Source organism: Rhodoferax sp. P2_H8_2, from assembly GCF_056403235.1.
Window position 1 is genome coordinate 184,181 of record NZ_JBFUFW010000001.1, and the last position, 23,650, is coordinate 207,830.

The following is a 23,650-nucleotide window of genomic DNA, read 5'->3' on the forward strand; positions in this document are numbered from 1 at the left end:
TCTAAAGAAGTATTCTCAGTTTCTGAGCCTCGAATTATAGCCTTAAAAATTAGGCTGCAGCAAGGCGACCCAATACTTTTTCTCTTCCGACCAATTCCAGCACCGCATCCAGCGACGGCGTCTGGGGTGTTCCCACCACCAAAACCCGCACCGGCATGGCCAATTGCGGCATTTTCAGGCCCGTTGCAGCGAGCACTTCCTTGATCACGGCACCAATGCTGGCCTTGTCCCACGCGCAATTCGCCAACTTCTCGGCCAGCATTTGCACAGCGGGCTTCACCGCATCCGTCACGTGTTGCGCCTTCTCGGCAGCATCCACGGTGACATCGGCATAGAACTTCGCTGCCCAGCCCGCCAAAGCCACCGTCGTATCACAGCGGTCTTTCAACAAGGCGCAGACCAGCGGCAAGCGGGATTCGATCACGTCAGAGGACAGCGTAACGCCCTGCTTCACCAATTGTTCCGCCACCAGCTTCGCCAGGCGCGTGTTGTCGGCCTGCTTGATGTACTGCGCATTGACCCACAGCAGCTTGGCCGGGTCCCACTGCGCGGGGCTTTTGTTCAGGTGCGTGCCGTCAAACCAGCTGACTAGTTGGTCGCGGGTGAACAATTCTTCGTCACCATGGCTCCAGCCCAGACGGGCCAGGTAGTTCAACATTGCTTCGGGCAAATAGCCGCCGTCTTCATACGCTGTGACGCTGACCGCGCCGCGGCGCTTGGACAGCTTTTGCCCGTCATCGCCCAGAATCACCGGGCAATGGCCAAACTGCGGCAACGCTGCGCCCAGAGCATTGAAGATGTTGATTTGCCATGGCGTGTTGTTGATATGCTCGTCGCCGCGGAACACGTGGCTGATCTGCATGTCCCAGTCGTCCACCACCACGGCGAAGTTGTAGGTCGGGATGCCATCGGTGCGCACGATGATCAGGTCATCGATCTCGCGGTTGCTGATCGTGATCGGGCCTTTGACCAGATCGATCCAGGTGACGTCGGCATCCTGCGGATTGCAAAAGCGCACCACGGGCTTCACACCTTCGGGAACAGGCGGCAAGGTTTTGCCGGGTGCGGGGCGCCAGGTTCCGTCGTACAACGCCTTCTCGCCGCGTGCCTTTTTGGCTTCGCGCACGGCGTCCAGTTCTTCGGGCGTGCTGTAGCAGTAGTAGGCCTTGCCCTCGGCGATCATTTGATCGACCACTGCCTTGTAGCGGTCCAGTCGCTGCATCTGGTAGATCGGGCCTTCGTTGTACTCCAGACCGAGCCACTTCATGGAGGCCAGAATTTGATCGACCGAATCCTGCGTGGAACGTGCCACATCCGTGTCTTCAATGCGCAAGACAAACTCGCCGCCGAAATGGCGGGCGTAGGCCCACGAATACAGCGCGGTGCGGGCGGTGCCCAGGTGCAGAAAGCCGGTGGGAGAAGGCGCGATGCGCGTGCGAATCTTTGTTGTTGTCATTTCACGGTATCCAGACCACGCGCCAAGTCGGCGGTGATGTCATGTATGTATTCAAGGCCAACGGCCACGCGGATCAAGCCTTGGCCAATACCGGCGGCCTGGCGCTGGGCTTCGGCCAGCTTGCCATGCGAGGTACTGGCGGGATGGGTGCAGAGGGTCTTGGTGTCACCGAGATTGGTGCACAGCGACAGCACTTGCATGGAATCCAGCACATGGAAGGCACGCGTTCGTGCCTGCTCGGGCGTGGATGCCTTCACGTCAAAGGACAGCACGGCGCCACCCAGGCCACTCATTTGCTGCACGGCCAATGCGTGCTGCGGATGGCTGACCAAACCAGGGTAGTACACACGGGCCACACCGGGATGGGCCTCCAGCCAATGCGCCAGTTGCAAAGTCTGCGCGCTCTGCGCCTTCATGCGCAATTCCAGCGTCTCAAGACCTTTGAGCACGACCCAGGCATTGAACGGGGCCAGCACCATGCCGGAGTTCTTCTGCACTGGCAGGAATTTCTCGCGAACCATGGTTTCGCTGGCGCACAAGGCGCCGGCCATCACGCGGCCCTGGCCATCGAGGTACTTGGTACCCGAGTGCATCACGATGTCGGCACCCAGACGTAGCGGCTGCTGCAACACCGGCGTGGCAAAGCAGTTGTCCACGGCCAGGAGCGCGCCAGCATTGTGGGCAATGTCCGCCAGCGCGGCGATGTCGCACAGTTCGGTCAGCGGGTTGGTGGGCGTCTCAGCAAATAGCAGGCGCGTATTGGGGCGCACTGCAGCCTTCCACGCAGCCAGGTCCGCCTGCGGCACCATCGTGGACTCCACGCCAAAACGCGCGAACTCGCTGCCAATCAGCTTGATCGTGGAGCCAAACATGGACTGCGAGAACACCACGTGGTCGCCAGACTTGAGCAGGCTGAAACACATCAGCATGATGGCCGACATGCCGGTGGACGTCGCCATGCAGGCCTCGGCGCCTTCCATCGCGGCCAGGCGACGTTCGAAGCTGGTGACGGTGGGGTTGCCGCTACGGCCATAGGTGTAGCCGTCTTCTTCACCGGCAAAACGGGCTGCCGATGCGGCGGCCGTAGGCTGGACATAGCCGCTGGTGAGGAACAGGGCCTCGGAGTTTTCGCCATAGGCGCTGCGGGCCGCGCCTTCGCGGACCGCGAGCGTGGCGGGATGCAGGCCCGGGGGTAAGGTGCTGTCGGTCATGGGCAATCAGTCCACATGGTTGGGCAACGCCAGACGCGATGTATCTTCCTGCGACTCATCACCGCCCACGCGGTTTTCGTTGATGCGCAAGATGTCGTCGGCCGTGATGTCACCGGTCACGTAGATGCCGTCAAAGCAGGACGCGTCAAAGTCGGCTATGCGCTTGTTCAGCGAGCCAATGGCCTTCTTCATGCCATCCACATCCTGGTAAATCAGTTCGTCACAGCCAATGTATTCGCGCACCTCTTCGACGGTCCGATTGTGTGCCACCAGTTCATTGGGCGTGGGCATGTCAATGCCATAGACGTTGGGGTAACGCACCGGCGGCGCTGCGCTGGCGAGGTACACCTTCTTCGCACCGGCATCGCGCGCCATCTGCACGATTTCCTTGCTGGTCGTACCGCGCACGATGGAGTCGTCCACCAGCAGCACATTGCGGCCCTTGAATTCGCTGGCAATCACGTTGAGTTTCTGGCGCACGGATTTTTTGCGCACGGCCTGGCCGGGCATGATGAAGGTGCGGCCGACATAGCGATTTTTCACAAAACCTTCGCGGTACGGCAAACCCAGCAGTTGCGCGAGTTGCGCGGCGCTGGGGCGGCTGGATTCGGGGATCGGAATCACCACATCAATCTCATTCGGCGGCACGGTCGAGATCACGCGCTTGGCGAGCGTTTCGCCCAGGTTCAAGCGCGCCTGGTAAACCGAGATACCGTCCATCACCGAGTCGGGACGGGCGAGGTACACGAATTCAAAAATACACGGCGACAGCACCGGCTTGTCTGCGCACTGCTGCGCATGGACCTTGCCTTGCAGATCGATGAACACGGCTTCGCCGGGCTCGATGTTGCGCTCGAACTGGTGGCCCGTGCCTTCCAGCGTGACGGATTCGCTGGCCAGCATCCAGGTCGCGTCATTGCGACCGAGGCACAGCGGGCGAATGCCAAACGGATCGCGGAACGCGAGCACGCCGTGACCGGCGATCAACGCGATCACTGCATAGGAACCCTTCACGCGCTTGTGCACATTGGCTACCGCAGCAAACAGGTCAACGGCTTGCAGTGGCAAACCGCGCGTGGTCTTTTCAATTTCGTGCGCCAGCACATTGAGCAACACTTCGGAGTCGCTCTCGGTGTTGATGTGGCGGTGGTCCACGCTGAAGAGTTCGCTCTTCAGGGCGGGCGCATTGGTCAGGTTGCCGTTGTGCACGAGCACGATGCCAAACGGTGCGTTCACGTAGAACGGCTGTGCCTCTTCTTCGCTGAAGGCATTGCCCGCAGTCGGGTAGCGCACCTGGCCCAGGCCACAGTTGCCCGGCAGCGAGCGCATATTGCGGGTGCGGAAAACGTCCTTGACCATGCCCTTGGCCTTGTGCATGAAGAACTTGCGTTCCTGCTGCGTGACGATGCCGGCTGCGTCCTGGCCGCGGTGTTGCAGGAGCAGCAGCGCGTCATAGATCAGCTGGTTGACTGGGGCATTGCTGACAACACCAACGATTCCACACATGGTTGAACGCTCACACTTCTAAAGGTAAATATTTTCCGAACTCTTGCGGCAATAGCGGCTTCAGGCCCCTCAACACAGCACTCGCAATGTGCGGCCCTGTCGCTTCTTGCCACCAAGCCTGCGTATGCAACGGAGTCATGCCAACGACCACGGTGGCCGCCAACACCAACACAACTCCACGCACCGCGCCAAACGCCGCACCCAACAACCGGTCCACTGGCGCCAGCCCGATGGCCGCTACCAATTTGGAAATCAGAAACGCCAGCAATCCGCCGATGAAGGCGCACGCGATAAACACGACCGCAAAACCGGCTGCGTACTGCACGACCTCACTGGAGCCATGCAATGGCAAGTAGTGCGCTGCATCGGGCGCGAACATCTGCGCCAGCACGAATGCCGAAATCCAGCTCACTACCGACACCACTTCGTACACCAACCCGCGCCAAGCCCCCAACAACATGGAGAACAGCAGCACGGCGATAAAGGCCCAATCCAACAACGCCATGCGCGAGGCGGCCCTTACAGTTCCAGAATCTGGGCAGACAGATCCAGCTTGCGGATCTTCTCGGCCACTTTGTCGACCTCTGCCTTGGATTCATACGGCCCGACGCGAACGCGAATGCGCTTGCCTTCGGGCGGGTTCACCACTTGGGTATAGGTCTTCAGACCAGCCTTCTCCAGCTTCAGGCGCGCCTCGCGCGCCTTGACCACATCGGCATAGGCGCCAACTTGGACGATGAAGCGGGCACCTGCGGCGGCAGAAGCTGCGGCCACGGGCTTGGGCACGTCCTTGCCTTCCAGCAGGGCTTGTGCCTTGGCGGCTTCGTCGGGCTTGGCGACCGGCTTGACAGCGACCTTTTCAACGGGTTTCTCTACAGGTTTGACTTCTGCAGGCTTGGGTTCTGGTTTTGCTTCCGGTTTGGGCGCAACTTTCGCCACGGTCGCTGCAGATGCAACTGGTGCGGGCGACACCGTGCCGCCGGAGGCGCGCGCGGTGGTCACTGGAGCAGGCTCCGAAGCAGGTGGCACAGTCGGCGTGCTGACAGCGGCAGTTTTTGCGGGCGCTGGCAGCGTGGTCAGCGGCGCAACCTTGGCGCGGTCCGGAATCTCAATCGGAATATCCACCGCAACAGGCCGCGGCTGGTTATCAAACACCAGCGGGAAGCCGATCACCCCGATCAGTACCAGCACCGCAGAGCCAATCAGGCGGTGGCGAGCGCGGCGGCGCAGGGCTTCTACGCTTTCGGGGGCCGGGCTGGGAGCAGTTTGCTCGTCGCCACCTTTGCGGAACTTGAAAAATGCCATGTGTGGAGTGCTGTCCGTGGTGACTTAGGTGTTCAAGTGTTTGGCTTGCATGCGGGGTACGCCCTCGTGCAGAACGCCACCCACGGTATGGAACGATCCAAAGACGACGATTCTATCAGCGGGGTCTGCGGCAGCGATGGCTGCCTGCAATGCCCCCATGGGGTCGGAGTAGGCCTCAGCAGCCGCATCTTTGCGGGTGTTTTGCGCCGTCCAGCGCGCCTGCAAATCGGTGCCTTTCGCGGCCCGGGCCAACGGCAAATCGGTGAAATACCAGCGGTCGATCATTGGCGCAACTTTGGCGAACATCGGCGCCAGATCCTTGTCGGCCATCGCGCCAAATACCGCGTGCGTGGTCGGGAAGAAACCCATCGCATCCAGATTGGCCGCCAGTGCCGCGACCGAGTGCGGGTTGTGCGCCACGTCCAGCACCAGCGTGGGCTGGCCGGGGATGATCTGGAAACGGCCCGGCAGCTCGACAAACGCCAGCCCGTTGCGCACGGCCTGTGCCGTGATCGGCAGCTTCTCGCGCAGCGCGGTCAGTGCAGCCAACACGCCGGAGGCATTGACCAACTGGTTCGCACCGCGCAGCGCCGGATAGGCCAGCCCACTGTAGCGCCGCCCGCGCCCGGCCCAGCCCCATTGCTGCTTGTCGCCGGACACATTGAAATCCTGCCCCACACGCCACAGGTCAGCGCCCACTTCCATTGCATGGTCGAGCACGCTTTGCGGTGGCATCGGGTCGCTAACCACCACCGGGACGCCGGTGCGCATGATGCCTGCCTTCTCGCGGCCAATCGATTCACGGTCCGGGCCCAGAAATTCCATGTGGTCCAGGTCGATGCTGGTGATCACCGCGCAGTCCGGATCAATGATGTTGACCGCATCCAGCCGGCCGCCCAGCCCTACCTCCAGGATCACTACATCCAGCGCGGAGCGGGCCATGATGTCCAGTATCGCCAGCGTCGAAAACTCGAAATAGGTGAGCGAAACTTCAGAGCCTTTTTGGCCTCTAGCGCTCTCTACACGTGCGAAAGCAGCTACTAATTTCGTAGCATCCACCGCTTCGCCATTAAGCCGCAAGCGCTCTTCGAAGTGCACCAGATGGGGCGAGGTGTAGACGCCGGTTTTGTAACCCGCCTGGCCCAGGATGGACTCCAGCATTGCGCAAGTGGAGCCTTTGCCGTTGGTACCAGCGACGGTGATCACCGGGCAATTGAAGCGAATGCCCATGCGCTTGGCCACATCGCCCACGCGCTCCAGGCCGAGCTCTATGCCCCGCTGGCCGAGGGGATGGAGGCGCTCGCAGTGGGCGAGCCAGTCGTTAAGGGTAGAGAGGCTGGAAGGAGCAGTGCTTTGCATGGTGGGCGCAATTGTCTCCCACCAAAGCCGCTCCCGCATCTGCCCTTATTTGGGCCGGGCCAGCGCCCCCAAGCCCTTGACGTCCATGGACCCAAAGGCCGCACGCACGGCGTCAATACCCAGCCCGTTGCCTCGTACTTCCACCATGACGCCATTGCCGAGCAACATGGCCATCTCAGCCTGGCTGCCGTCCTTGGCATATTCTTCTTTCATTGAAACGCCGTCTTTGCGATAAACGCGCTCAACCTTTGTCTGGGTTTCCCGCTCCATCGTACTGTTGGACCAAGCCGCCATGGCCAGAGCCAAGGCAGGCACGCCTCCCAGATCCTGCACCTTGACATCCATGCTCTGGGCATCTTTGGTGTAGCCGGCAGCAACGCTGGAAAAGGTCATGCCCATGGCCCCATCGGAGCGTGCCTCGATGGAGGAACGGGCAAGCCCGCTCAACGTCTCGGGAACAAAGGCCTTGAGTGCTTCTGGCGCAATCGGCTTACCGCCCTGGCCGCCGAGTGCCGCGCCCATCAGATCGCCCATGGCTTTGCCAGCGGCTGCCTGGTCGCCCTTGTTTTGGGCCTCTTCCATCCTGCGGCTGGCTTCTTCCATCTTGGCCGTGTCCAGGGTGACCTCCGTGCCCGGCACCTTGAAGGTCGCGTGCTCCGAAGTCCCACCCATGCCGCCCATCATCATGCCGCCGCGGGTGAACATGCTGCTGGCCAGACCCATGACCACGCCTGCCACGATGCCGCACACGACAATGACTGCGGTGTAGCCAATGGCCTTGTCCGGCGACGATTTCATCAAGGGCGGGATGCCGGTGTAAATCAGGTAAATGGAGTACAGCGCCGCCAACAGGCCCAGTACCGACAGACCCGGCAAGAGACTGAAAATACCGCCCACCATGCCCGCAGTCGATGCGTAGGCGATCAGCTTGAAAGCATTCAGGGCGTTCTTCTCACCCGCAAAAGTAGGGGCCAACGCGTTCGCAATCAGGGCCAGCACATACACCATCACCAAAGACAGCACATAGCCCACCACCAGGTTGGCCAAGCCCGTGAGGATGGGCACCCGAAAGCTCACGCCAAAAGCGCCCGCACCAATCACACTCATGCCAATGAAGGTGGCAACCGCGGGAATGGCGGCGAGGATGACCACGTAGTTTTTGTAAATGCTGGCGACGTCTCCCCCCTCTTGGGCAATGACGGGCCATGTGTCCTTGGGCTTGAGCAAAATAGCCTGCACGCGTTCGACGAGGTTCATAAGGATTCCCAAAAAAGTGGAAGTTAGGGTAGGCCCTACACACGCCTACCCGCATAAGCCCCATCGCCATAGCGGGGGCAAGCGCCATGAGGCAAGCACTATATATCGGGACACGTCGCAGCGCGATAGTGTTACAAGCCACAAAGCGTCAATAGCTTCGCAAAACGATAGCGAGTGTTGCGAAAAGTCGCTTAAACCGTCATGCCAGCTAGGGGCGCATGACCTGTGCAATGGCGCGGTCCAGTTTGGCCATGGTTTTAGGGCTGACGCTCTTGCTGCACATGATGTAACGCTTCAGGCCAGGAGGCATATCGCTGAAGCGCACCGGCACCAAGCCCTCGGCATCCACATCGCCGCGCGCATTGAGGTATTTGTAATCTTCCTCATCGATCAGCATGTAGTCGGCCCGCTTGGCCTTGATCATCTTGGCCAGCCCCAGGGGCGTTACCGTGGAGTCCATCGCTTCCTGTGCAGCGCCAGCAAACAAGGAGTCAAGCGTTGCGCCGTAGGAGATGCCGGATACCTTGCCGACTTTCAGGTTGGGATTGGCGAACACTTCGCGCAGGGACTTGGTCGCGCGCATCTGGTCGGCCACATGGGCGCCGGCCAACACGAGGTGGGGCTTGTCTTCGTGGATTGCCAACGAGAACCGCGCATATTCTTCCCGCTCTGGCAACTTGTACCAACCGGGGGAACACACGGGCGTAGGGCTGGTCTGGATGACCTTGGTGATGCGTTTGAGGGGCGCCTCTTCAAAGCTCGCCTGTAGACCGGCACGCTTGAACATCTCCATCGTCCGCTCCAGCAGAAACCCCGCTGGGCGACCGTCCTGCGTGTAGAAATACGGGGGCTTGTCGCGGTACAAAACCACCACGCCGTGCTCTGTCGCCATCGCCGAGGGTACGAAGGCGATGAACACCAGCCAAGCAACAAGAAACCTGAACATTTCTGTTCCTGAAGTGGGTCGGCTTTCGATACTACCCCAGGCATGGGATTTCGCTATAGCGTAAGTACCAGTTTGGGCAGAGAATGCGCTCGTCGCACCGAAATCATGAGCTCCACCAAAATCAACCTCACCACATGGCTGTCCAAGGGCACCTACCCTCGGCTGTATTTGCCTATCGTGTTGCTGATTCTGTTGGCCGTCCTGACGCGCTACCACTTCCTGATTGCGTCGGAGGTGGAAGAAGCACGTGATCGCTGGGTGACCGAGGTCAATCGCATGGGGCACTTCTTGCTGCCTGAACTGAGCCGGGCACATGGCGACGCGCAGGCCATTCAAAGAAAGCTGAATGACGAGATCCAGTTCACGCCCGGGCTGGCCAGCATGGTGTGGCAATCTGGCGCGTTCACGATCGCTGCCACAAGCCCCGGACTGCCTGCACCCGCGGTGCCGCAGTGGTTTGCATCCCTGGCGCATACCGAGCGCATTGAAAAGCAATTCAGCACGACCTTGGCCGATGGTCAACAGGCGATCTTCAAAGTGGCGGTCTGGCCGGACGCTTCGCTGGCGGATATCTGGAAAGTTGTGTCTTCGCAAATCGGTATCTCTGCGCTGAACATCATCACCATCCTCGTGGCCCTTACGCTGCTGTTGCGGGCCAATGCCCGCCTGCTGAGTCGGCTCTCCGATGCCACGGTAGCGTTCCAGAGCGGCTACCTGGACACGCGCATGGAGGTCAAGGGCACGCTGGAGGTACAGACCGTTGCCAAGACCTTCAATGCGATGGCCAACCAAATTGAACAGTTGATCACCTCGCTGCAGACCTCCGAATCGGAGCAAGCTGACCAGCTTCACTTCACTCGCCAATTGGTGGACTCTTTTCCGCTGCCCGTTTTTGTGCGCAGCGTGCGTGACATCTGCCTAGTCGTCAACCCTGCGTGGGAACGCATGTTCGGCATCGCCGCAGAGGCGGTGGTCGGCAAACCCATGCCGAGCGACTTCAATGGTCTGGACGACAACATCGTTGACATCACTGCCGCTGACGAAGCGGGCAGCCTCAAGGGCACGATGCAAGAGGTTCACCGCTTCTACGTCGGCGGCGAGACCCGCTACATGCTGTACTTCAGGGCACCTTTTTTCAACCGCAGCGGCGCCCAGCTCGGCACCATTGCGACGCTGGTCGACGTCACCGACCGCGAGCCCGACGACCGCATGTCGATCTGGGCCGATAGCCGCTCGGGCGTGCCTTCGGTGCACTAGCCGGCTCTGCCCTGCGCCACGGCCACCCACTACACTCATTGGCGTGCGCGGCTGAGACTCTGTGGGACAGATCTGCGGACACTCTGTTCAACTAACGGGATGATCATGCTGAGACGCATTGCGTTGCTCGCGTGCCTTGCGACATCCGCATGGGCGCACGCAGAGGTGATTTCTGTGGAGGTCACGGATCGACAGCCCTGGGCCAACGGCCAGGCCTTTGGCGAAGTGGGTGCGTATGAAGTGCTGCGCGGCACCGTGCATTACGCGATCAACCCACGCAGTGCCGCAGCGCAAAACGTTACCGACATTCGCCATGCACCCGTCAACACTCGGGGCCTGGTCGAATACTCCGGCCCGTTCGTGATCGTTCGCCCGGTTGACGCAACCCGCGGCAATCACACGACGCTGGTGGAAGTCGCAAACCGGGGCATGACCCAGATGAACGGGATTTTCTTCAACACCAAGGACCCGTTCAACCTGATGTCATCCGCACCGGTGACGCTGACCGATTCAAAGATTTTCCAGCTGGGTTACTCGGTGGCATGGGTGGGTTGGCAGGCGCGGCTGAAGCCCAATGAATTTGGCCTGCAGGTTCCGGTTGCCAAAGTGCATGGGCGGGTGCGGACCACCTTCAGCACGAATGACATGACTCCCAACCGCCAGGCTTTCGACTTAGCTGGCAACGGCTACTACTGCGCACGCGACGCGCGCCAACCCAAAGCCGTACTTAAGACGCAAACAAGTTTCGACGATCCGGGTGTCGTGATACCTCGCAGCACCTGGCGTTTTGCCGCAGCCAGCGCCGACAAAGGCAGCGATGCCAATTGCCGCATTGAACTGGATCAGGCTCCCGCCGGCTACGCGCAATTCAACCTGATCTACGAGGGCGAGAACCCAGCCGTGGCTGGTTTGGGGCAGGCGGCGTTTCGTGACTTTGCCTGGCACCTGAAGAACCGCAAGCTGGCATCTGCGATCAATAGCAGACCGGAGGATGCGAAGGCCGTTCTTGCATACGGCTACTCACAAGGCGGGCGGTTCCTGCGCGATTTTGTATATCGCGGCTTCAACACCAGCCCAGACGGCGCGCGGGTGTTGGATGGAATGCTGGTTACCACCGCAGGCGCCGGTCGCGGCGGCTTCAACCACCGCTACGCGCTGTCGGATCGGGCGGGTAATTCCGTGATGAGCAATCTGCGCGCGGTGGACATTTACCCTTTTGCAGACGTTCCAATCCCCGACATCGATGGCAAGGGCCACGAGGGTCTGCTCGATCGGGCAAAGAAGGACAAGACCGTACCAAAGATCTTCTACATCAACAGCAGTACCGAGTACTGGGCGCGCGTAGCGTCCCTGGCGCAAACGACTGCCGACGGCAAACAAGCGGTGGCGCTGGGCGCCGACAGCAGGCTCTATTTTTTCTCTGGCGCACCGCACGCGCCGCGCCGCGCTGACACATTTACCGTCGCCGGAAGGGAGGCGGCCTACCCCTACAACGCCAACAGCGATCTGGATGACGGCATGAGCCCGCTACTGGAGCATCTGCGCCTGTGGGCAACAGAAAACATCCTGCCGCCACAGAGTGTTGTGCCGACACTTGGCAGCACGCTGGTTGCGGCAAAGGACATCAAATTTCCCGCGATTCCCGGGATTCGCGTGCCATCGGAGCCGCCACCAGTTTGGCAAATCCATCTGGGGCGCGATTACAAAAGAAAAGGCATTTTGAGCGAACCCGTGGGGATTGGGCGACGGTATCCGCTGCTGGTGCCCGATGTGGATAGCGACGGCAATGAACTCGGCGGGTGGCGCGGTGCCATGTCTTCTGTGCCGCTGGGAACCTACACCGCCTGGAACTGGAAGTCGCCTGAAACCGCCTCCTTCGGCTATATCTCGGGCTTGCATGGCGCATTCATTCCCTTTGCCCGTACCCAAGCTGAGCGCTTGGCCGCACAAGACCCCCGGCTCTCTATCGAAGAGCGCTATGGCGACCGCGAAGGCTTCATGCGCGCAGCCACGGCGTCGATCGACAATGCGATAGCTAACCGTTTCCTTTTGCCCATGCAGCGGGACGGCACCATCGCAAAAATGGCCCGGTACTGGGACGAGGTTGCCAAGCTCGATTGGTATCTGGGCCTACGCCAGAAGGCAAACTGATTCAGTCCCACTAGAAAAATACTAGCAAATTGATAGCTGCTTACGCATTCCCTCATTGGGCTGCAGCCTGATTTACTTACAATTCTTCCCATGATTACCCTCTACGGCATCCCCAACTGCGACACCGTCAAAAAGGCCCGCGACTGGCTGACCAGCCACGGCGTGGATTACCAGTTCCATGATTTCAAGAAACAGGGCGTGCCCACGCCACAGCTTGATGCCTGGCTCAAGACCGTAGGCTGGGAAACGCTGATCAACCGCAAGGGCACGAGCTGGCGTTTGCTCGACGATGCAACCAAGGCCGGCGTTGTGGACTCCGCCACCGCCAAGGCCGTGGCGCTCTTGCAGCCCAGCGTGATCAAGCGCCCGGTGGTGGAGTGGGCAGATGGCAAAGTGACTGTGGGTTTCAAGCCCGAGAACTTCGAATCTCGCTTGTAACCGGCCTGATCACCGCCCTACCCTAAAATTGCGGGCTAGCCTGTTCACGGGCCTACCGATTCACCCGCCTGATTCATTACCGAGCGCAGCATGTCCATCACCTCCACCGCCAACGTTACCGTCAACCCCAAAGCCAACGTCTACTTTGACGGCAAGTGCGTGAGCCACGGCATCACCTACCCCGATGGCACTAAGAAGTCGGTCGGCGTGATCCTGCCATCCACATTGACCTTCAACACTGGCGCACCAGAAATCATGGAATGCGTCGGCGGCAGCTGCGATTACAAGTTGGCAGGCTCCGAAGCGTGGGTCACGTCCGGCGAAGGCGAGAAGTTCAGCGTGCCGGGCAACGCCAAGTTCGACATCCGCGTGACCGCGGGCTTCGAGGCGTACCACTACATCTGCCACTTTGGCTAAATCGCTACCAAGCCAGCAACAGAACGCTCCTTTTTTCATAGCTGCTTACGCACATTCTGCGCGGCTCGCAGCCATATTTACCTCCTAAAAATGTCCAACACCATTCTGCAAAACATCCCCGCCAACCAAAAGGTCGGCATCGCGTTCTCCGGCGGCCTGGACACCAGCGCCGCGCTGTTGTGGATGAAGCAGAAGGGCGCCCTGCCCTACGCCTACACCGCCAACCTGGGCCAGCCCGACGAAGCCGACTACGACGAGATCCCGCGCAAGGCCATGGAATACGGCGCCATCAAGGCCAGGTTGGTCGACTGCCGCCCGCAGCTGGCTGCTGAAGGCATTGCCGCGTTGCAGGCCGGCGCGTTCCACATCACCACCGCCGGCGTCACCTACTTCAACACCACGCCGCTGGGTCGCGCCGTCACCGGCACGATGCTGGTGTCTGCCATGAAGCAGGACGACGTCAACATCTGGGGCGATGGCTCCACGTTCAAGGGCAACGACATCGAGCGTTTCTACCGCTACGGCCTGCTGACCAACCCCGCGCTGAAGATCTACAAACCCTGGCTGGACCAGCAGTTCATCGACGAACTGGGCGGCCGCTCCGAGATGAGCGCGTTCATGACCGCCAACGGCTTTGGCTACAAGATGAGCGCCGAGAAGGCCTACAGCACCGACAGCAACATGCTGGGCGCCACGCACGAAGCCAAAGACCTGGAAAACCTCAACAGCGGCATCAAGATCGTCAACCCCATCATGGGCGTGCCCTTCTGGAAAGACGACTGCGTCGTCAAGGCCGAAGAAGTGAGCGTCACCTTTGAAGAAGGCCGCCCTGTCGCGCTCAACGGCGTGCAGTACCCCGACCTGGTGAGCCTGATCCTCAAGGCCAACGAAATCGGCGGCCGCCACGGCCTGGGCATGAGCGACCAGATCGAAAACCGCATCATCGAAGCCAAGAGCCGCGGCATCTACGAAGCCCCCGGCCTCGCGCTGCTGTTCATCGCCTACGAGCGCCTGGTCACCGGCATCCACAACGAAGACACCATCGAGCAATACCGCGACAATGGCCGCAAGCTCGGCCGCCTGCTGTACCAAGGCCGCTGGTTCGACAGCCAAGCCATCATGCTGCGCGAAACCGCCCAACGCTGGATCGCCAGCGCCATCACCGGCACCGTGACGCTAGAACTGCGCCGCGGCAACGACTACAGCCTGCTGAACACCGAAAGCCCCAACCTGACCTACGCGCCTGAGCGCCTGAGCATGGAAAAAGTAGAAGACGCGCCGTTCTCGCCACTGGATCGGATTGGGCAACTGACGATGCGCAATCTGGATATCACCGATACGCGCGCCAAGCTGGGCATTTACTCCAACGCCGGCATGCTGGAGTTGGGTAAGGGCGATGACTTTTTGAAGCTCGGTAAGTAAGCGCCTCTACGCAGCCAACCAATCCCGCACCCGCTTTTCAAACTCCTGCGGCTGGTCCAGCATGACCCAATGCCCGGTGGGCAAAGATACTGCCTGGCTGCCCGCGCGGGCGTTGAGGGTGTCCAGCCACTTCTGTGAGTGAAACATGAAGAATTTGCGCGCGCCGTAGAGGTACAGCATCGGGCAATGCGGTTTGAAATCTGCCAAGCCACGCAGGCCGCCGCCCAGGCCGAACCAGGTCATCGCATAGGGGTAGCCCATGTACCACTGGATGCTCTCTGGCGGTGCGGGGCAGCGCATCTTGCGCGCCATCATTCGCGTCCAGTAGTTGGCAAAGCGGGCATTGACGAAGCGGCCCAAGACCCAGCATTTGGCGAGCCAGACCTGGTAGAAAACAATCGTCAGCTTGTGCTTCAGAGGTAGCGACTTTAAAAACTCCGGCGAACGCGCATCGCCAATGTCTACGGCGACGATGCGGGCGATGCGCTCAGGATGGCGCGCGGCCAGCTCGTAGCCGAACACGCAGCCCCAGTCATGCAGCAACAGCGTGACCGGCTGGCCAGGGCTGACCGCATCGACGATGGCCAGCAGCCGCGCTGTCAGCTCTGCCATCGATAGCGCGCTGCTTTGCGGCGGGCCTTCAAAGCCGGGCAGTGTGAAACGGACGCAGCGGTGTTGGTCTTTCAGGGCCTCTACCGTGCGGTCCCACAGGCGATAGCTGTCGGGCCAGCCGTGGATGCAGACAACGGTCTCTTCGCCTTGACCATGGCCTTCGATCAGCACTTCCGTGCCTTGTACGTTGATTTTTTCCATCTTTGCCCTTTGTTGCGGCTTCAAACCTTTTGGCCGTTGTCGCTCTGATTTACCTATGATTTTGGCCTGCAGAGCGCATGGAATGTGCGTAAGCAGCTATGCAAACGATAGCGTGTTCACGCTAGTCCATGCCGCCGTGGCAGACCTTTTTGCCCAGGCCGTACATGTGGCAGTGGTAGCCGGGCTGTTGGGCGGCGGCGTTGTTGAGAACGTCCGCGTAGGGGTCGTCGGGGTCTGACGGAGCCGGTGTACTGGCCGCAGCTCGGGCGGCATCGGCAGCGGCTTGCAGGCGCCCTGCCAGGCGAGACTGGCGCGATGCGGCGCGTACATCGCCCGCTGCGGCGGCGCGGGCGTACCACTGCACGGCGTCCTGCTGCGCGGCCGTATCGCCCTGTTGCAAGGTATCGGCCAATGCCAGTTGCGCCTCGGTCATGCCGCCCTCTGCCAGCTTGCGCAACGTCTGTGTGGCCGCATCCGAATTGACGGGCGTTTGCAGGCCGTACAGCTGACACAAGGCCTTCTGATACGCAGCCTCCGGCGGCATACCGTTGGTGCGCGCCAGCAAAGCCGCGCACAGCGGCGCGACCTGTGCCTGCCGGGACTGGATATGAAATTGGATGTCGGCGTCCAACGCCCATGCCTGACTGCAAGCCACAAACCATGCGCAACAGGCGACGGTGCGCTTAATCACCACCACCTCCGCACCCGCCGCCGTCACCGCCGCCGTCGCTCCCACCATCACCACCGTCCGCGGACGAATCCATGCCGCCAAAACTCGCACCGTCGCCGCTGCTGGAGCCGTCGGAGAAATCGGTAGCGCAATAGCTGAAAGCGCCATCGCCATTGGCGTCGCTCTTGCGGTCTATGTCCTTGCAATCGGGCACGTATTGGAAGCCGCCCTCAATGCCGCATTTGGCATCCAGCGCAAACAGCAGCGGCAGACGCGTTGGGTTGCGCGGGTTGATGGATTCGTCTTTGCAGGCCCAGAACCAGGCACGGCGCAGGCCGTCGTTGCGGTCCGACCGCACACCCAACACCTCGGCAGGCGTGTGGTGCAAAAAGTGGCCCAGGGCGATGTCGCACCAATTTTGGTAGGCCTGCGTGTGCAGGATGAATTCGTGCCACAGCACATCGACCACCTTGGATGGCATGGCGACGAACTTGCGCTTGCTGCGGTGGCAGGCCAGAAAGAACTGGCGCAGGCCGCGCTCCACCAAATCGGCATCTTTGCCGCTCAGGTGTGGATACATCTGGCGCAACTTGCGCTTCAGGAATTGCGGCATCGGCGCTTCGCGGATCCAGCGCTCGCGCTGCCAGATGGCCCAGCCCTGCACCGCCGCCCAGATCACCAGCGTGAGCACGACCAACGGGGCAAGCCGCGCACTGACACGCCACCAGCCAAACCAGACGCCCGCCAACACCACAAGCCAAAACGCCAGCATGAGCCATTTGAGGTTTTTGGCATGGCGCAGCGCCAACACGGTCCACTTCATCGGCTCGTCTCCTCGCTACACAACGACAGGTTCCGGCTCCAGCCGGATGCCAAAGCGCTCGTACACGCTGGTCTGTATCGCCTTGGCCAGCGTCACTACTTCGCCGCCGGTAGCGCCCAAGCCATTGACACCCGCGCCGCGGTTGACCAGCACCAGGGCCTGCTTTTCATAAACACCTGCCTGGCCGACCGACTTGCCTTTCCAGCCGCAGGCGTCAATCAGCCAGCCGGCCGCCAGCTTGACCGAGCCGTCGGCCAGGTTGTAGTGCACCACGCGCGGCTCGCGGGCGATGATGTCAGCGCACTGCTCCTTGCTAACGGTGGGGTTCTTGAAGAAACTGCCAGCGTTGCCGATGACTGCGGGGTCGGGCAGCTTGGCTCTGCGCACTTCGCAGACCCAGTCGAATAACTGCTGCGCGGTGGGCGCGGTGCATTGGTTCTCGACCATCTTGCGCTCGATGTCGGCATAGCCCAGCACCGGTTTCCAGACCTTGGGCAGCGCAAAGCGCACCCGCAGGATCAGCGCCCGGTCTTTCAGGCCCAAAGCCTGCTGGCCTGCGGCAGGGATGGTGCCGCCGTGCTTGAAGATGGAATCGCGGTAGCCAAAGGCGCATTGCGCGGCGTTCAGCGTGAAAAGCTGGCCGGTTTGCAGGTCAATCGCGTCCAGCGACTCAAACCGGTCTTGCAGCTCGACGCCATAGGCACCGACGTTTTGCACTGGCGCGGCGCCCACGGTGCCAGGGATCAGCGCCATGTTTTCCAGGCCCGGGTAGCCCTGCTCCAGCGTCCAGGCGACAAAGTCATGCCAGACCTCGCCGCCTCCCGCTTCGACGATGTAATCCCGCGCGGTCTCGCCGACCAGTTTGCGGCCCATGCACTCGACCTTGAGCACCAAGGGCTTCACATCGCCGGTCAGCACGATATTGCTGCCGCCGCCGAGCACGAATTTTGGGGTTTGGGCCCACTGGGAATCGGCCAAAACCTGCTGCACGTCTTCCTCGCTGGCAATGCGCACCAGCGCATGGGCCTTGGCCACGATATGGAAGGTGTTCATCGCCTGTAGCGGGACGTTTTTCTCGACTAACATCTGGGGATTGTCTCACCGCTTTTTTACCGCCTAATGGGGTACCCCAATGCCATCTTTTGATACTGTCTGCGAAGCCAACCTCGTGAAGGTTAAAAACGGTGTGGAAAACACTGTCAAGGAAATCACCACCCGCTTTGATTTCAAGGGCACCTCTGCCAAGATTGAAATCAAGGACAAGGAGATCACGCTGACCGGCGATGCCGAGTTCCAGCTCGACCAGATCGAGGATGTGCTGCGCAACAAGCTGACCAAGCAGGAAGTGGACGTGCGTTTCCTGGACCGCGGCGATGTGCAAAAAATTGGCGGCGACAAGGTCAAGGTGGTCATCAAGGTGCGCAATGGCATTGAGAGCGAACTGGCCAAGAAAATCCAGCGCCTGATGAAGGACAGCAAACTCAAGGTGCAGGCCGCCATCCAGGAAGAAAAAGTGCGTATCACCGGCGCCAAGCGCGACGACTTGCAAGCCGCCATGGCCCTGATCCGCAAAGACGTGACCGACATTCCGCTCTCCTTCGACAACTTCCGCGACTGATGCCCAAGCGCCTGCTGTTGGCGATAGCCGGGATGGCTATTGCGCCCCTGGTGTCGGCCCAGTCGGTCACGCTGAGCGGCATGATGGGCAGCAAGGCATTGCTGATCGTCGACGGCAATCCGCCCAAGCTGGTGGCGCCGGGTGACAGCTTCAGAGACATCCGGGTGGTTTCCACCGACGGCGACCAGGCGGTTCTGGAGATCGCTGGTAAACGGCACACCTTGAAGGTCGGCGACTCGCCTTCCAGTGTGGGCGGAGGCAGCGGGGACGCAGAAGGCGGCAAGCGCATTGTTTTGACGGCCAGCAGCGGCGGGCACTTCATGGCCACCGGCCAAATCAATGGCAGCACGGTGCAGTTCATGGTGGACACCGGCGCCACGATGGTGGCAATGAGCATTGCCGACGCCAATCGCATAGGCATCAATTACCAGTCTGGCCAACGGGGAACCGTCGGTACCGCAAACGGCACGGCGCCGGCATGGCGGGTGAAGCTGCAATCGGTGCGCATTGGCGATGTGGTGGTCTACCAGGTGGACGCGCTGATCTCGCCCGCCTCCATGCCCTTTGTTTTGCTTGGCAACAGTTTTCTGTCACACTTTCAGATGAACCGCACCAACGACCAGATGGTTCTTGACAAGCGCTTTTGACCCTGCGAGCCAGCCCCATGACCGTGCAAGATGAAAACGAGTACGAGGACCTGCTGAGCCAGTGGTCTGACCTCGAATCCGGCTTGGGCATGATTCTGAGCAACCCGTCCAACACCCAGGAGTTTGCCCACCGCGTGGTGCAGTACGACCGCTGGATGCAGGGCCTGCTGCAGCGTGACCCGGATGTGGGCCTGTACCTGTTGTTTCAGCTGGCCAGCAATTCGCCCGTCGGCTACAGCGCTTCGCACTCGCTGGTGTGCTCAGTGTTGTGCCATCTGATTGCGCAAGAGGCGGTGATGCCGCAGAAGGAGCGCGACAGCCTGGTACGCGCCGCGCTGACGATGAACATCGCGATGACTGCCACCCAGGACATTCTGGCCAACCAAGCGGAAAAGCCAGACCCGGAACAACAGGCCATCATCCGTACCCACACCATCAAGGGCGCGATGATGCTGGCCAATCTGGGTGTGGTCGATGAGACGTGGCTGGACATCGTGTCCAACCACCACGATGACTCTATCGACAAGGCCGACCTGAAGCTGCTGACACCCGCGACGCGGCTGACGCGCATTCTCAAAATGGTGGACCGCTATGCGGCCATGATCAGCCCGCGGCTGTCCCGTGCCGGCCGCAGCGCGACCGACTCGGCCCGCGCGGTGATGGCGCAAAGCGCCAAAACGGATGCGATTGCGCACGCGATGGTGCGCGCAGTGGGCCTGTGCCCCCCGGGTACTTATGTGAAGCTGGACAACGAAGAGCTGGCTGTGGTGCTGCGGCGCAGCTCGCAAGCCAATCACCCCTATGTGGCGATTGTGGGCAAGGCCAACGGCGAGCTGTGGCCCGCACCGCGCCTGCACGCTACGGCGCACGGGCAACCACGCATTCGCGCTGCGCTACCGGCCAACGCGATGCGTGCGCGGCTGAACCACTTTCATATCCTGCAGCTCAGCGCCTACGCGGCAAAACAAACCCAATAGGGCTCGCACGGAATCGAGGGGGTAGACAGGCCAAAGGGCTTGGCCGATTTTATGAGCGCAGCGAATCATGAGGCAAAGGCCTTTAGCCTGTTTGCGCCCGTGCGAACGCCCTATTTTTTCTTGCTACCCAGGCGCGACTCCGTGCCCTTGATCAGGCGCGAGATGTTCTCGCCGTGGCGCCAGACCAGAAAGCCAGACATGACAACGATGGCTATCAGCACATATTTGTCCAGGTACCAGGCCATTCCGTCGCCAAAGATGTAATACACCGGCGCGAACACGGCGCCCACCAGTGAGGCCAGCGACGAATAGCGGAAAAAGAATGCAACGATCAACCAGGTCGCAAGCGTTGCAATACCCAGAATCCAGCTGGTAGCGAAGATCACGCCCACGGCGGTGGCCACGCCCTTGCCGCCGACGAAACGGAAGAACACTGGATAAAGATGGCCCAGGAACGCAGCCAGCCCGACCAGCGCGGCAGTGCCGTCCTCCAGCCCATAGGGCTTGCCAAATTTGTAGACCAGAAAGACCGGCAGCCAGCCTTTGAGCGCGTCCAGCAACAGCGTGACAATCGCCGCCGCCTTGGAGCCCGAGCGCAGCACGTTGGTGGCGCCGGGGTTCTTGCTGCCATAGGTGCGCGGGTCATTCAAGCCCATCGCGCGGCTGACGATCACGGCAAACGACAGCGAGCCGATCAGGTACCCGGCAATAACTGCCAGCAGGGGGTAAAACTTTGCAAGTGCGTCCAAACCTATGTCTCCAAACCTGTGTCGGTGTTAATCAGCTAGGGCGCACTGTACCGGTTTTGCACCCAATAAATCGACGCAAACGCTAGGGACTATCCCGACCAGATAGCCACGTCGCCCGCCGTTGATCAGGATTTTTGGCAGCGCAAGAATCGTTTCTTCGATGAACACCGGCATGGTCTTGCGCGTGCCAAACGGGGACGTGCCGCCGACCAGATAGCCGCTGTGCCGATTCGCCACCTCAGGCGCGCAGGGCTCCACCGATTTGGCGCCGATCTGCCGCGCGAGGTTCTTGGTCGAGACCTTGCGGTTGCCGTGCATCAACACCAGCAGCGGCTTGGCGTCCTGGTCCTGCATGACCAATGTCTTGACGACATGGAATGGGTCCCAGCCCAGCACCTGCGCGCTGTGCTGCGCACCGCCGTGCTCCAGGTATTCGTAAGGGTGCTCGGTAAAGGCGATCTTGTTCGCCTTGAGCAGTTGCGTTGCGGGGGTTTCAGAGACGTGGTCTTTTTTGGCCATGCCCGTATTTTCCACGTTCGGCTCCTGGCCCGCGAATTGCATGCGGGGACTGGGCCACCGGTTCAAGCTTGTCGTAGACAATCCACAACCGTTCCGAACAAGGGGTCCCCCCCATGTTGTCATTTTCCAAAAGAGCAGCCTAGCACCCATGTCGATGCGATTTTTCGTTGCCCCCTTGGGCAAGTTCTGGGTGGCCCTGCTGGCCACTTGGGCAGCAGGCTCATCCTTTGCCGCTTGTTCTCGGGTTCTTCAGGTGCCTATCTCTCCAGCCGGCATCAGCGTGACGATCCAGGGCACCGCCGTTTCCGGCATCTATCCAGACATGTTGCGCCAGGTGGGCGCAAAGATTGGTTGCCAATTCAGTTTCAGCGCCGTACCCCGTGCGCGCCAGGAGTTGCTGTTCGATGTGGGGGAGTCCGACATCCTCATGCCAGCGGTACACAGCATTGAGCGCGACAAAGTTGGCCACTTCGTTGCATTGGTCCAGACCCGCGCCATGCTGATTTCCCTCGACACCAAGCACACGCCCATCGCCAATTTCACGCAGTTGCTGGAAAACACGGGGCTGCGCGTAGCCGTAGTGCGGGGCTTTGATTACGGGCCCGCCTACCTCGCTGCAAAAGACAGCTTGGAAAAGCAGGGCCGCCTGCTCCAGGAAACAACACCCGCCAACGTGGCACGCCTGCTTCACGAGGGGCTGGCCGATGTGGCCATCATGGCACCCAGCACCATGGCCGCCACACTGCTGGGCCATGAGCGCTTCGAATCGATGATGAACAAGTTGCGCATCGAAGCGCTGGAGGAACTGACATGGAACGACGCCGGCCTCTACATCTCACGCCGCTCCGTCACCGATGCGGACCGGGCGGCCCTCGAAGCAGGCTTGAAAAGCGTCGAGAAATCAGGGGCCGTTTACGAGCAGTTCAGGCTCAAACTGCCCGCACGCCTGATCCAGGCCAGCATGCGCCCCAAATAAGTGGCTACATTGCCGGGTCGCGCATCTCCCAGCGAATCGTGTCGATCTGCTTCAGCAGCTCGGGCGACAAGGCCGTACCCCAGGCCTGCAGGTCTTCATCCAGTTGCGCGAGCGACGTCACGCCGATGATGGTGCTGGTGACTTGCCATTTGGTGTAGCAGAAGGCCAGTGCCATTTGTGTCGGCGTGAGGCCGTGCTCCCGGGCCAGCGCGTTGTAGCGCCGCGCGGCGGCCAATGCCTCGGGGCGACCCCAGCGCTGCTTGCGGCTGGATTCGAACTTGGTGATGCGTGCGTTTGCTGGCGCATCGGGGCCAGTCGTGCCGCTGGCATCGTATTTACCCGTCAGCAAACCAACCGCCAACGGCGAATAGGCCAATAGCGAAACGTCCAGGCGGTGCATGGTTTCGTCCAGCGCGTTTTCCACCGAGCGATTCACCAGGTTGTAGGCGTTTTGTACCGTCGCAACACGCGGCAGGCCATGCTGCTCCGCGAGGCGCACAAACTCGTGCACGCCATACGGCGTCTCGTTGGACAGGCCAATCGCACGCACTTTGCCCGCCTTGACCAGCTTGCCTAGGGCTTCCAGCAATTCATGCATGCTGGTGCAGCCGACGTTTTCCTTGGCCGGATCAAAGTACTGGCCGCCAAACATCGGCACATGGCGATTCGGCCAATGCAATTGGTACAGATCAATCACATCGGTTTTTAGGCGCTTCAAGCTGTCGTCACATGCGCTCTGAATGTTGGCGGCAGTGAGGTCGGCACTGCCGTCCCGTATCCATGCCATGCCGCGCGACGGGCCAGCGACCTTGGTGGCAATGACCAGTTTTTGGCGCACACCGGGGCGCTTTTCCAGCCAGTTGCCGATGATTTTCTCGGTGGCGTTATAGGTTTCGGCGCGCGGCGGCGCCGCATACATCTCGGCCGTGTCCAGAAAATTGATGCCCTTCTCCAGCGCACGGTCCAGGATGGCATGGGCTGTAGTTTCTGGCAACTTCTCGCCAAAGGTCATCGTGCCCAGGCAGATGGGTGTGACTTGGAGACCACTCTGGCCCAGCGAAACGGGAGTAAATGCGATCATTGGAGTACGGGTTGACTGATAATCATCTGAGCCTACACCATAGGAAACCACC

The 23,650-nt window shown here is 60.8% G+C and carries 24 protein-coding genes; 9 read left to right on the forward strand and 15 right to left on the reverse strand.

Annotation, left to right across the window (positions count from 1 at the left end; translation table 11 throughout):
- Positions 1–49: 49 nt before the first annotated feature.
- The 8 genes from gltX to AC1DV6_RS00960 form a co-directional block, all read right to left on the reverse strand.
- Complete coding sequence (gltX, locus tag AC1DV6_RS00925; RefSeq protein ID WP_477974317.1) at positions 50–1,456, reverse strand: glutamate--tRNA ligase; 1,407 nt, start codon at positions 1,454–1,456, stop codon at positions 50–52.
- Positions 1,453–2,667, reverse strand: a complete 1,215-nt coding sequence (locus AC1DV6_RS00930) for an O-succinylhomoserine sulfhydrylase (RefSeq protein WP_477974318.1) — start codon at positions 2,665–2,667, stop codon at positions 1,453–1,455. Before AC1DV6_RS00930 ends, gltX begins: the two co-directional genes overlap by 4 nt.
- 6 nt (positions 2,668–2,673) lie before the next feature.
- A complete protein-coding gene (gene purF, locus AC1DV6_RS00935; RefSeq protein WP_477974319.1) occupies positions 2,674–4,173 on the reverse strand; it encodes an amidophosphoribosyltransferase in 1,500 nt (499 codons plus the stop codon).
- A gap of 10 nt (positions 4,174–4,183) precedes the next feature.
- A complete protein-coding gene (locus AC1DV6_RS00940) occupies positions 4,184–4,678 on the reverse strand; it encodes a CvpA family protein (RefSeq protein ID WP_477974320.1) in 495 nt (164 codons plus the stop codon).
- A gap of 14 nt (positions 4,679–4,692) precedes the next feature.
- The gene (locus tag AC1DV6_RS00945; RefSeq protein ID WP_477974321.1) at positions 4,693–5,478 is read right to left on the reverse strand and encodes an SPOR domain-containing protein; all 786 of its coding nucleotides are present in this window, start codon (positions 5,476–5,478) and stop codon (positions 4,693–4,695) included.
- 24 nt (positions 5,479–5,502) lie between these two features.
- Complete coding sequence (gene folC / locus AC1DV6_RS00950) at positions 5,503–6,837, reverse strand: bifunctional tetrahydrofolate synthase/dihydrofolate synthase (protein WP_477974322.1); 1,335 nt, start codon at positions 6,835–6,837, stop codon at positions 5,503–5,505.
- 45 nt (positions 6,838–6,882) lie between these two features.
- Entirely contained in the window at positions 6,883–8,094 is a 1,212-nt protein-coding gene (locus AC1DV6_RS00955) for a Yip1 family protein (RefSeq protein WP_477974323.1), read from the reverse strand.
- Positions 8,095–8,302: 208 nt separating this feature from the next.
- Positions 8,303–9,040, reverse strand: a complete 738-nt coding sequence (locus tag AC1DV6_RS00960; protein ID WP_477974324.1) for a transporter substrate-binding domain-containing protein — start codon at positions 9,038–9,040, stop codon at positions 8,303–8,305.
- Between the two features lie 105 nt (positions 9,041–9,145).
- On the opposite strand from AC1DV6_RS00960, the gene AC1DV6_RS00965 reads away from it, so the two are divergent.
- From AC1DV6_RS00965 to argG, 5 genes are all read left to right on the forward strand, one after another.
- A complete protein-coding gene (locus AC1DV6_RS00965; protein WP_477974325.1) occupies positions 9,146–10,297 on the forward strand; it encodes a PAS domain S-box protein in 1,152 nt (383 codons plus the stop codon).
- Positions 10,298–10,402: 105 nt separating this feature from the next.
- Positions 10,403–12,448: an alpha/beta hydrolase domain-containing protein gene (locus AC1DV6_RS00970; protein WP_477974326.1), complete on the forward strand. Its 2,046-nt coding sequence runs from the start codon at positions 10,403–10,405 to the stop codon at positions 12,446–12,448.
- Positions 12,449–12,538: 90 nt separating this feature from the next.
- Positions 12,539–12,886: an ArsC family reductase gene (locus tag AC1DV6_RS00975; protein ID WP_477974327.1), complete on the forward strand. Its 348-nt coding sequence runs from the start codon at positions 12,539–12,541 to the stop codon at positions 12,884–12,886.
- Between the two features lie 90 nt (positions 12,887–12,976).
- The gene (gene ppnP / locus AC1DV6_RS00980) at positions 12,977–13,303 is read left to right on the forward strand and encodes a pyrimidine/purine nucleoside phosphorylase (RefSeq protein WP_477974328.1); all 327 of its coding nucleotides are present in this window, start codon (positions 12,977–12,979) and stop codon (positions 13,301–13,303) included.
- Positions 13,304–13,393: 90 nt separating this feature from the next.
- Positions 13,394–14,725, forward strand: coding sequence for an argininosuccinate synthase (gene argG / locus AC1DV6_RS00985; RefSeq protein ID WP_477974329.1), 1,332 nt, complete (start codon positions 13,394–13,396; stop codon positions 14,723–14,725).
- A 6-nt stretch (positions 14,726–14,731) separates the two neighbouring features.
- Here the strand turns inward: argG and AC1DV6_RS00990 are convergent, their stop codons facing one another.
- From AC1DV6_RS00990 to murB, 4 genes are all read right to left on the reverse strand, one after another.
- Entirely contained in the window at positions 14,732–15,538 is an 807-nt protein-coding gene (locus AC1DV6_RS00990; RefSeq protein ID WP_477974330.1) for an alpha/beta fold hydrolase, read from the reverse strand.
- Positions 15,539–15,659: 121 nt separating this feature from the next.
- Positions 15,660–16,229 (reverse strand): SEL1-like repeat protein, encoded by a 570-nt coding sequence (locus AC1DV6_RS00995; RefSeq protein ID WP_477974331.1) that lies wholly within the window; start codon positions 16,227–16,229, stop codon positions 15,660–15,662.
- On the reverse strand, positions 16,222–17,031 hold the full coding sequence (locus tag AC1DV6_RS01000) for a glycine-rich domain-containing protein (RefSeq protein WP_477974332.1): 810 nt from the start codon (positions 17,029–17,031) through the stop codon (positions 16,222–16,224). Before AC1DV6_RS01000 ends, AC1DV6_RS00995 begins: the two co-directional genes overlap by 8 nt.
- Positions 17,032–17,046: 15 nt before the next feature.
- Positions 17,047–18,117: a UDP-N-acetylmuramate dehydrogenase gene (gene murB, locus AC1DV6_RS01005; RefSeq protein ID WP_477974333.1), complete on the reverse strand. Its 1,071-nt coding sequence runs from the start codon at positions 18,115–18,117 to the stop codon at positions 17,047–17,049.
- A 46-nt stretch (positions 18,118–18,163) separates the two neighbouring features.
- On the opposite strand from murB, the gene AC1DV6_RS01010 reads away from it, so the two are divergent.
- The 3 genes from AC1DV6_RS01010 to AC1DV6_RS01020 are packed head-to-tail and all read left to right on the forward strand — an operon-like array spanning position 18,164 to position 20,273.
- Positions 18,164–18,649: a YajQ family cyclic di-GMP-binding protein gene (locus AC1DV6_RS01010; RefSeq protein WP_477974334.1), complete on the forward strand. Its 486-nt coding sequence runs from the start codon at positions 18,164–18,166 to the stop codon at positions 18,647–18,649.
- Positions 18,649–19,296: a retropepsin-like aspartic protease family protein gene (locus AC1DV6_RS01015; protein WP_477974335.1), complete on the forward strand. Its 648-nt coding sequence runs from the start codon at positions 18,649–18,651 to the stop codon at positions 19,294–19,296. Before AC1DV6_RS01010 ends, AC1DV6_RS01015 begins: the two co-directional genes overlap by 1 nt.
- A 17-nt stretch (positions 19,297–19,313) precedes the next feature.
- Positions 19,314–20,273, forward strand: a complete 960-nt coding sequence (locus AC1DV6_RS01020; protein ID WP_477974336.1) for an HD-GYP domain-containing protein — start codon at positions 19,314–19,316, stop codon at positions 20,271–20,273.
- Between the two features lie 110 nt (positions 20,274–20,383).
- Here the strand turns inward: AC1DV6_RS01020 and plsY are convergent, their stop codons facing one another.
- Positions 20,384–21,022, reverse strand: coding sequence for a glycerol-3-phosphate 1-O-acyltransferase PlsY (gene plsY / locus AC1DV6_RS01025; RefSeq protein ID WP_477974337.1), 639 nt, complete (start codon positions 21,020–21,022; stop codon positions 20,384–20,386).
- Positions 21,023–21,049: 27 nt separating this feature from the next.
- Positions 21,050–21,541 carry an aminoacyl-tRNA deacylase gene (locus tag AC1DV6_RS01030; protein WP_477974338.1) on the reverse strand — a complete coding sequence of 164 codons (492 nt, stop codon included), beginning with the start codon at positions 21,539–21,541 and terminating at the stop codon, positions 21,050–21,052.
- A gap of 148 nt (positions 21,542–21,689) precedes the next feature.
- Here AC1DV6_RS01030 and AC1DV6_RS01035 point away from each other — a divergent pair, with 148 nt between their 5' ends.
- A complete protein-coding gene (locus AC1DV6_RS01035) occupies positions 21,690–22,517 on the forward strand; it encodes a hypothetical protein (protein WP_477974339.1) in 828 nt (275 codons plus the stop codon).
- Positions 22,518–22,521: 4 nt separating this feature from the next.
- Here the strand turns inward: AC1DV6_RS01035 and AC1DV6_RS01040 are convergent, their stop codons facing one another.
- Entirely contained in the window at positions 22,522–23,598 is a 1,077-nt protein-coding gene (locus AC1DV6_RS01040) for an aldo/keto reductase (RefSeq protein ID WP_477974340.1), read from the reverse strand.
- Between the last annotated feature and the right edge of the window lie 52 nt (positions 23,599–23,650).

Coding starts and splice junctions, on each gene's coding strand:
- gltX (WP_477974317.1), bottom strand. CDS start 1,456: ATGACAACAACAAAGATTCGCACGCGCATCGCGCCTTCTCCCACCGGC.
- AC1DV6_RS00930 (WP_477974318.1), bottom strand. CDS start 2,667: ATGACCGACAGCACCTTACCCCCGGGCCTGCATCCCGCCACGCTCGCG.
- purF (WP_477974319.1), bottom strand. CDS start 4,173: ATGTGTGGAATCGTTGGTGTTGTCAGCAATGCCCCAGTCAACCAGCTG.
- AC1DV6_RS00940 (WP_477974320.1), bottom strand. CDS start 4,678: ATGGCGTTGTTGGATTGGGCCTTTATCGCCGTGCTGCTGTTCTCCATG.
- AC1DV6_RS00945 (WP_477974321.1), bottom strand. CDS start 5,478: ATGGCATTTTTCAAGTTCCGCAAAGGTGGCGACGAGCAAACTGCTCCC.
- folC (WP_477974322.1), bottom strand. CDS start 6,837: ATGCAAAGCACTGCTCCTTCCAGCCTCTCTACCCTTAACGACTGGCTC.
- AC1DV6_RS00955 (WP_477974323.1), bottom strand. CDS start 8,094: ATGAACCTCGTCGAACGCGTGCAGGCTATTTTGCTCAAGCCCAAGGAC.
- AC1DV6_RS00960 (WP_477974324.1), bottom strand. CDS start 9,040: ATGTTCAGGTTTCTTGTTGCTTGGCTGGTGTTCATCGCCTTCGTACCC.
- AC1DV6_RS00965 (WP_477974325.1), top strand. CDS start 9,146: ATGAGCTCCACCAAAATCAACCTCACCACATGGCTGTCCAAGGGCACC.
- AC1DV6_RS00970 (WP_477974326.1), top strand. CDS start 10,403: ATGCTGAGACGCATTGCGTTGCTCGCGTGCCTTGCGACATCCGCATGG.
- AC1DV6_RS00975 (WP_477974327.1), top strand. CDS start 12,539: ATGATTACCCTCTACGGCATCCCCAACTGCGACACCGTCAAAAAGGCC.
- ppnP (WP_477974328.1), top strand. CDS start 12,977: ATGTCCATCACCTCCACCGCCAACGTTACCGTCAACCCCAAAGCCAAC.
- argG (WP_477974329.1), top strand. CDS start 13,394: ATGTCCAACACCATTCTGCAAAACATCCCCGCCAACCAAAAGGTCGGC.
- AC1DV6_RS00990 (WP_477974330.1), bottom strand. CDS start 15,538: ATGGAAAAAATCAACGTACAAGGCACGGAAGTGCTGATCGAAGGCCAT.
- AC1DV6_RS01000 (WP_477974332.1), bottom strand. CDS start 17,031: ATGAAGTGGACCGTGTTGGCGCTGCGCCATGCCAAAAACCTCAAATGG.
- murB (WP_477974333.1), bottom strand. CDS start 18,117: ATGTTAGTCGAGAAAAACGTCCCGCTACAGGCGATGAACACCTTCCAT.
- AC1DV6_RS01010 (WP_477974334.1), top strand. CDS start 18,164: ATGCCATCTTTTGATACTGTCTGCGAAGCCAACCTCGTGAAGGTTAAA.
- AC1DV6_RS01015 (WP_477974335.1), top strand. CDS start 18,649: ATGCCCAAGCGCCTGCTGTTGGCGATAGCCGGGATGGCTATTGCGCCC.
- AC1DV6_RS01020 (WP_477974336.1), top strand. CDS start 19,314: ATGACCGTGCAAGATGAAAACGAGTACGAGGACCTGCTGAGCCAGTGG.
- AC1DV6_RS01030 (WP_477974338.1), bottom strand. CDS start 21,541: ATGGCCAAAAAAGACCACGTCTCTGAAACCCCCGCAACGCAACTGCTC.
- AC1DV6_RS01035 (WP_477974339.1), top strand. CDS start 21,690: ATGTCGATGCGATTTTTCGTTGCCCCCTTGGGCAAGTTCTGGGTGGCC.
- AC1DV6_RS01040 (WP_477974340.1), bottom strand. CDS start 23,598: ATGATCGCATTTACTCCCGTTTCGCTGGGCCAGAGTGGTCTCCAAGTC.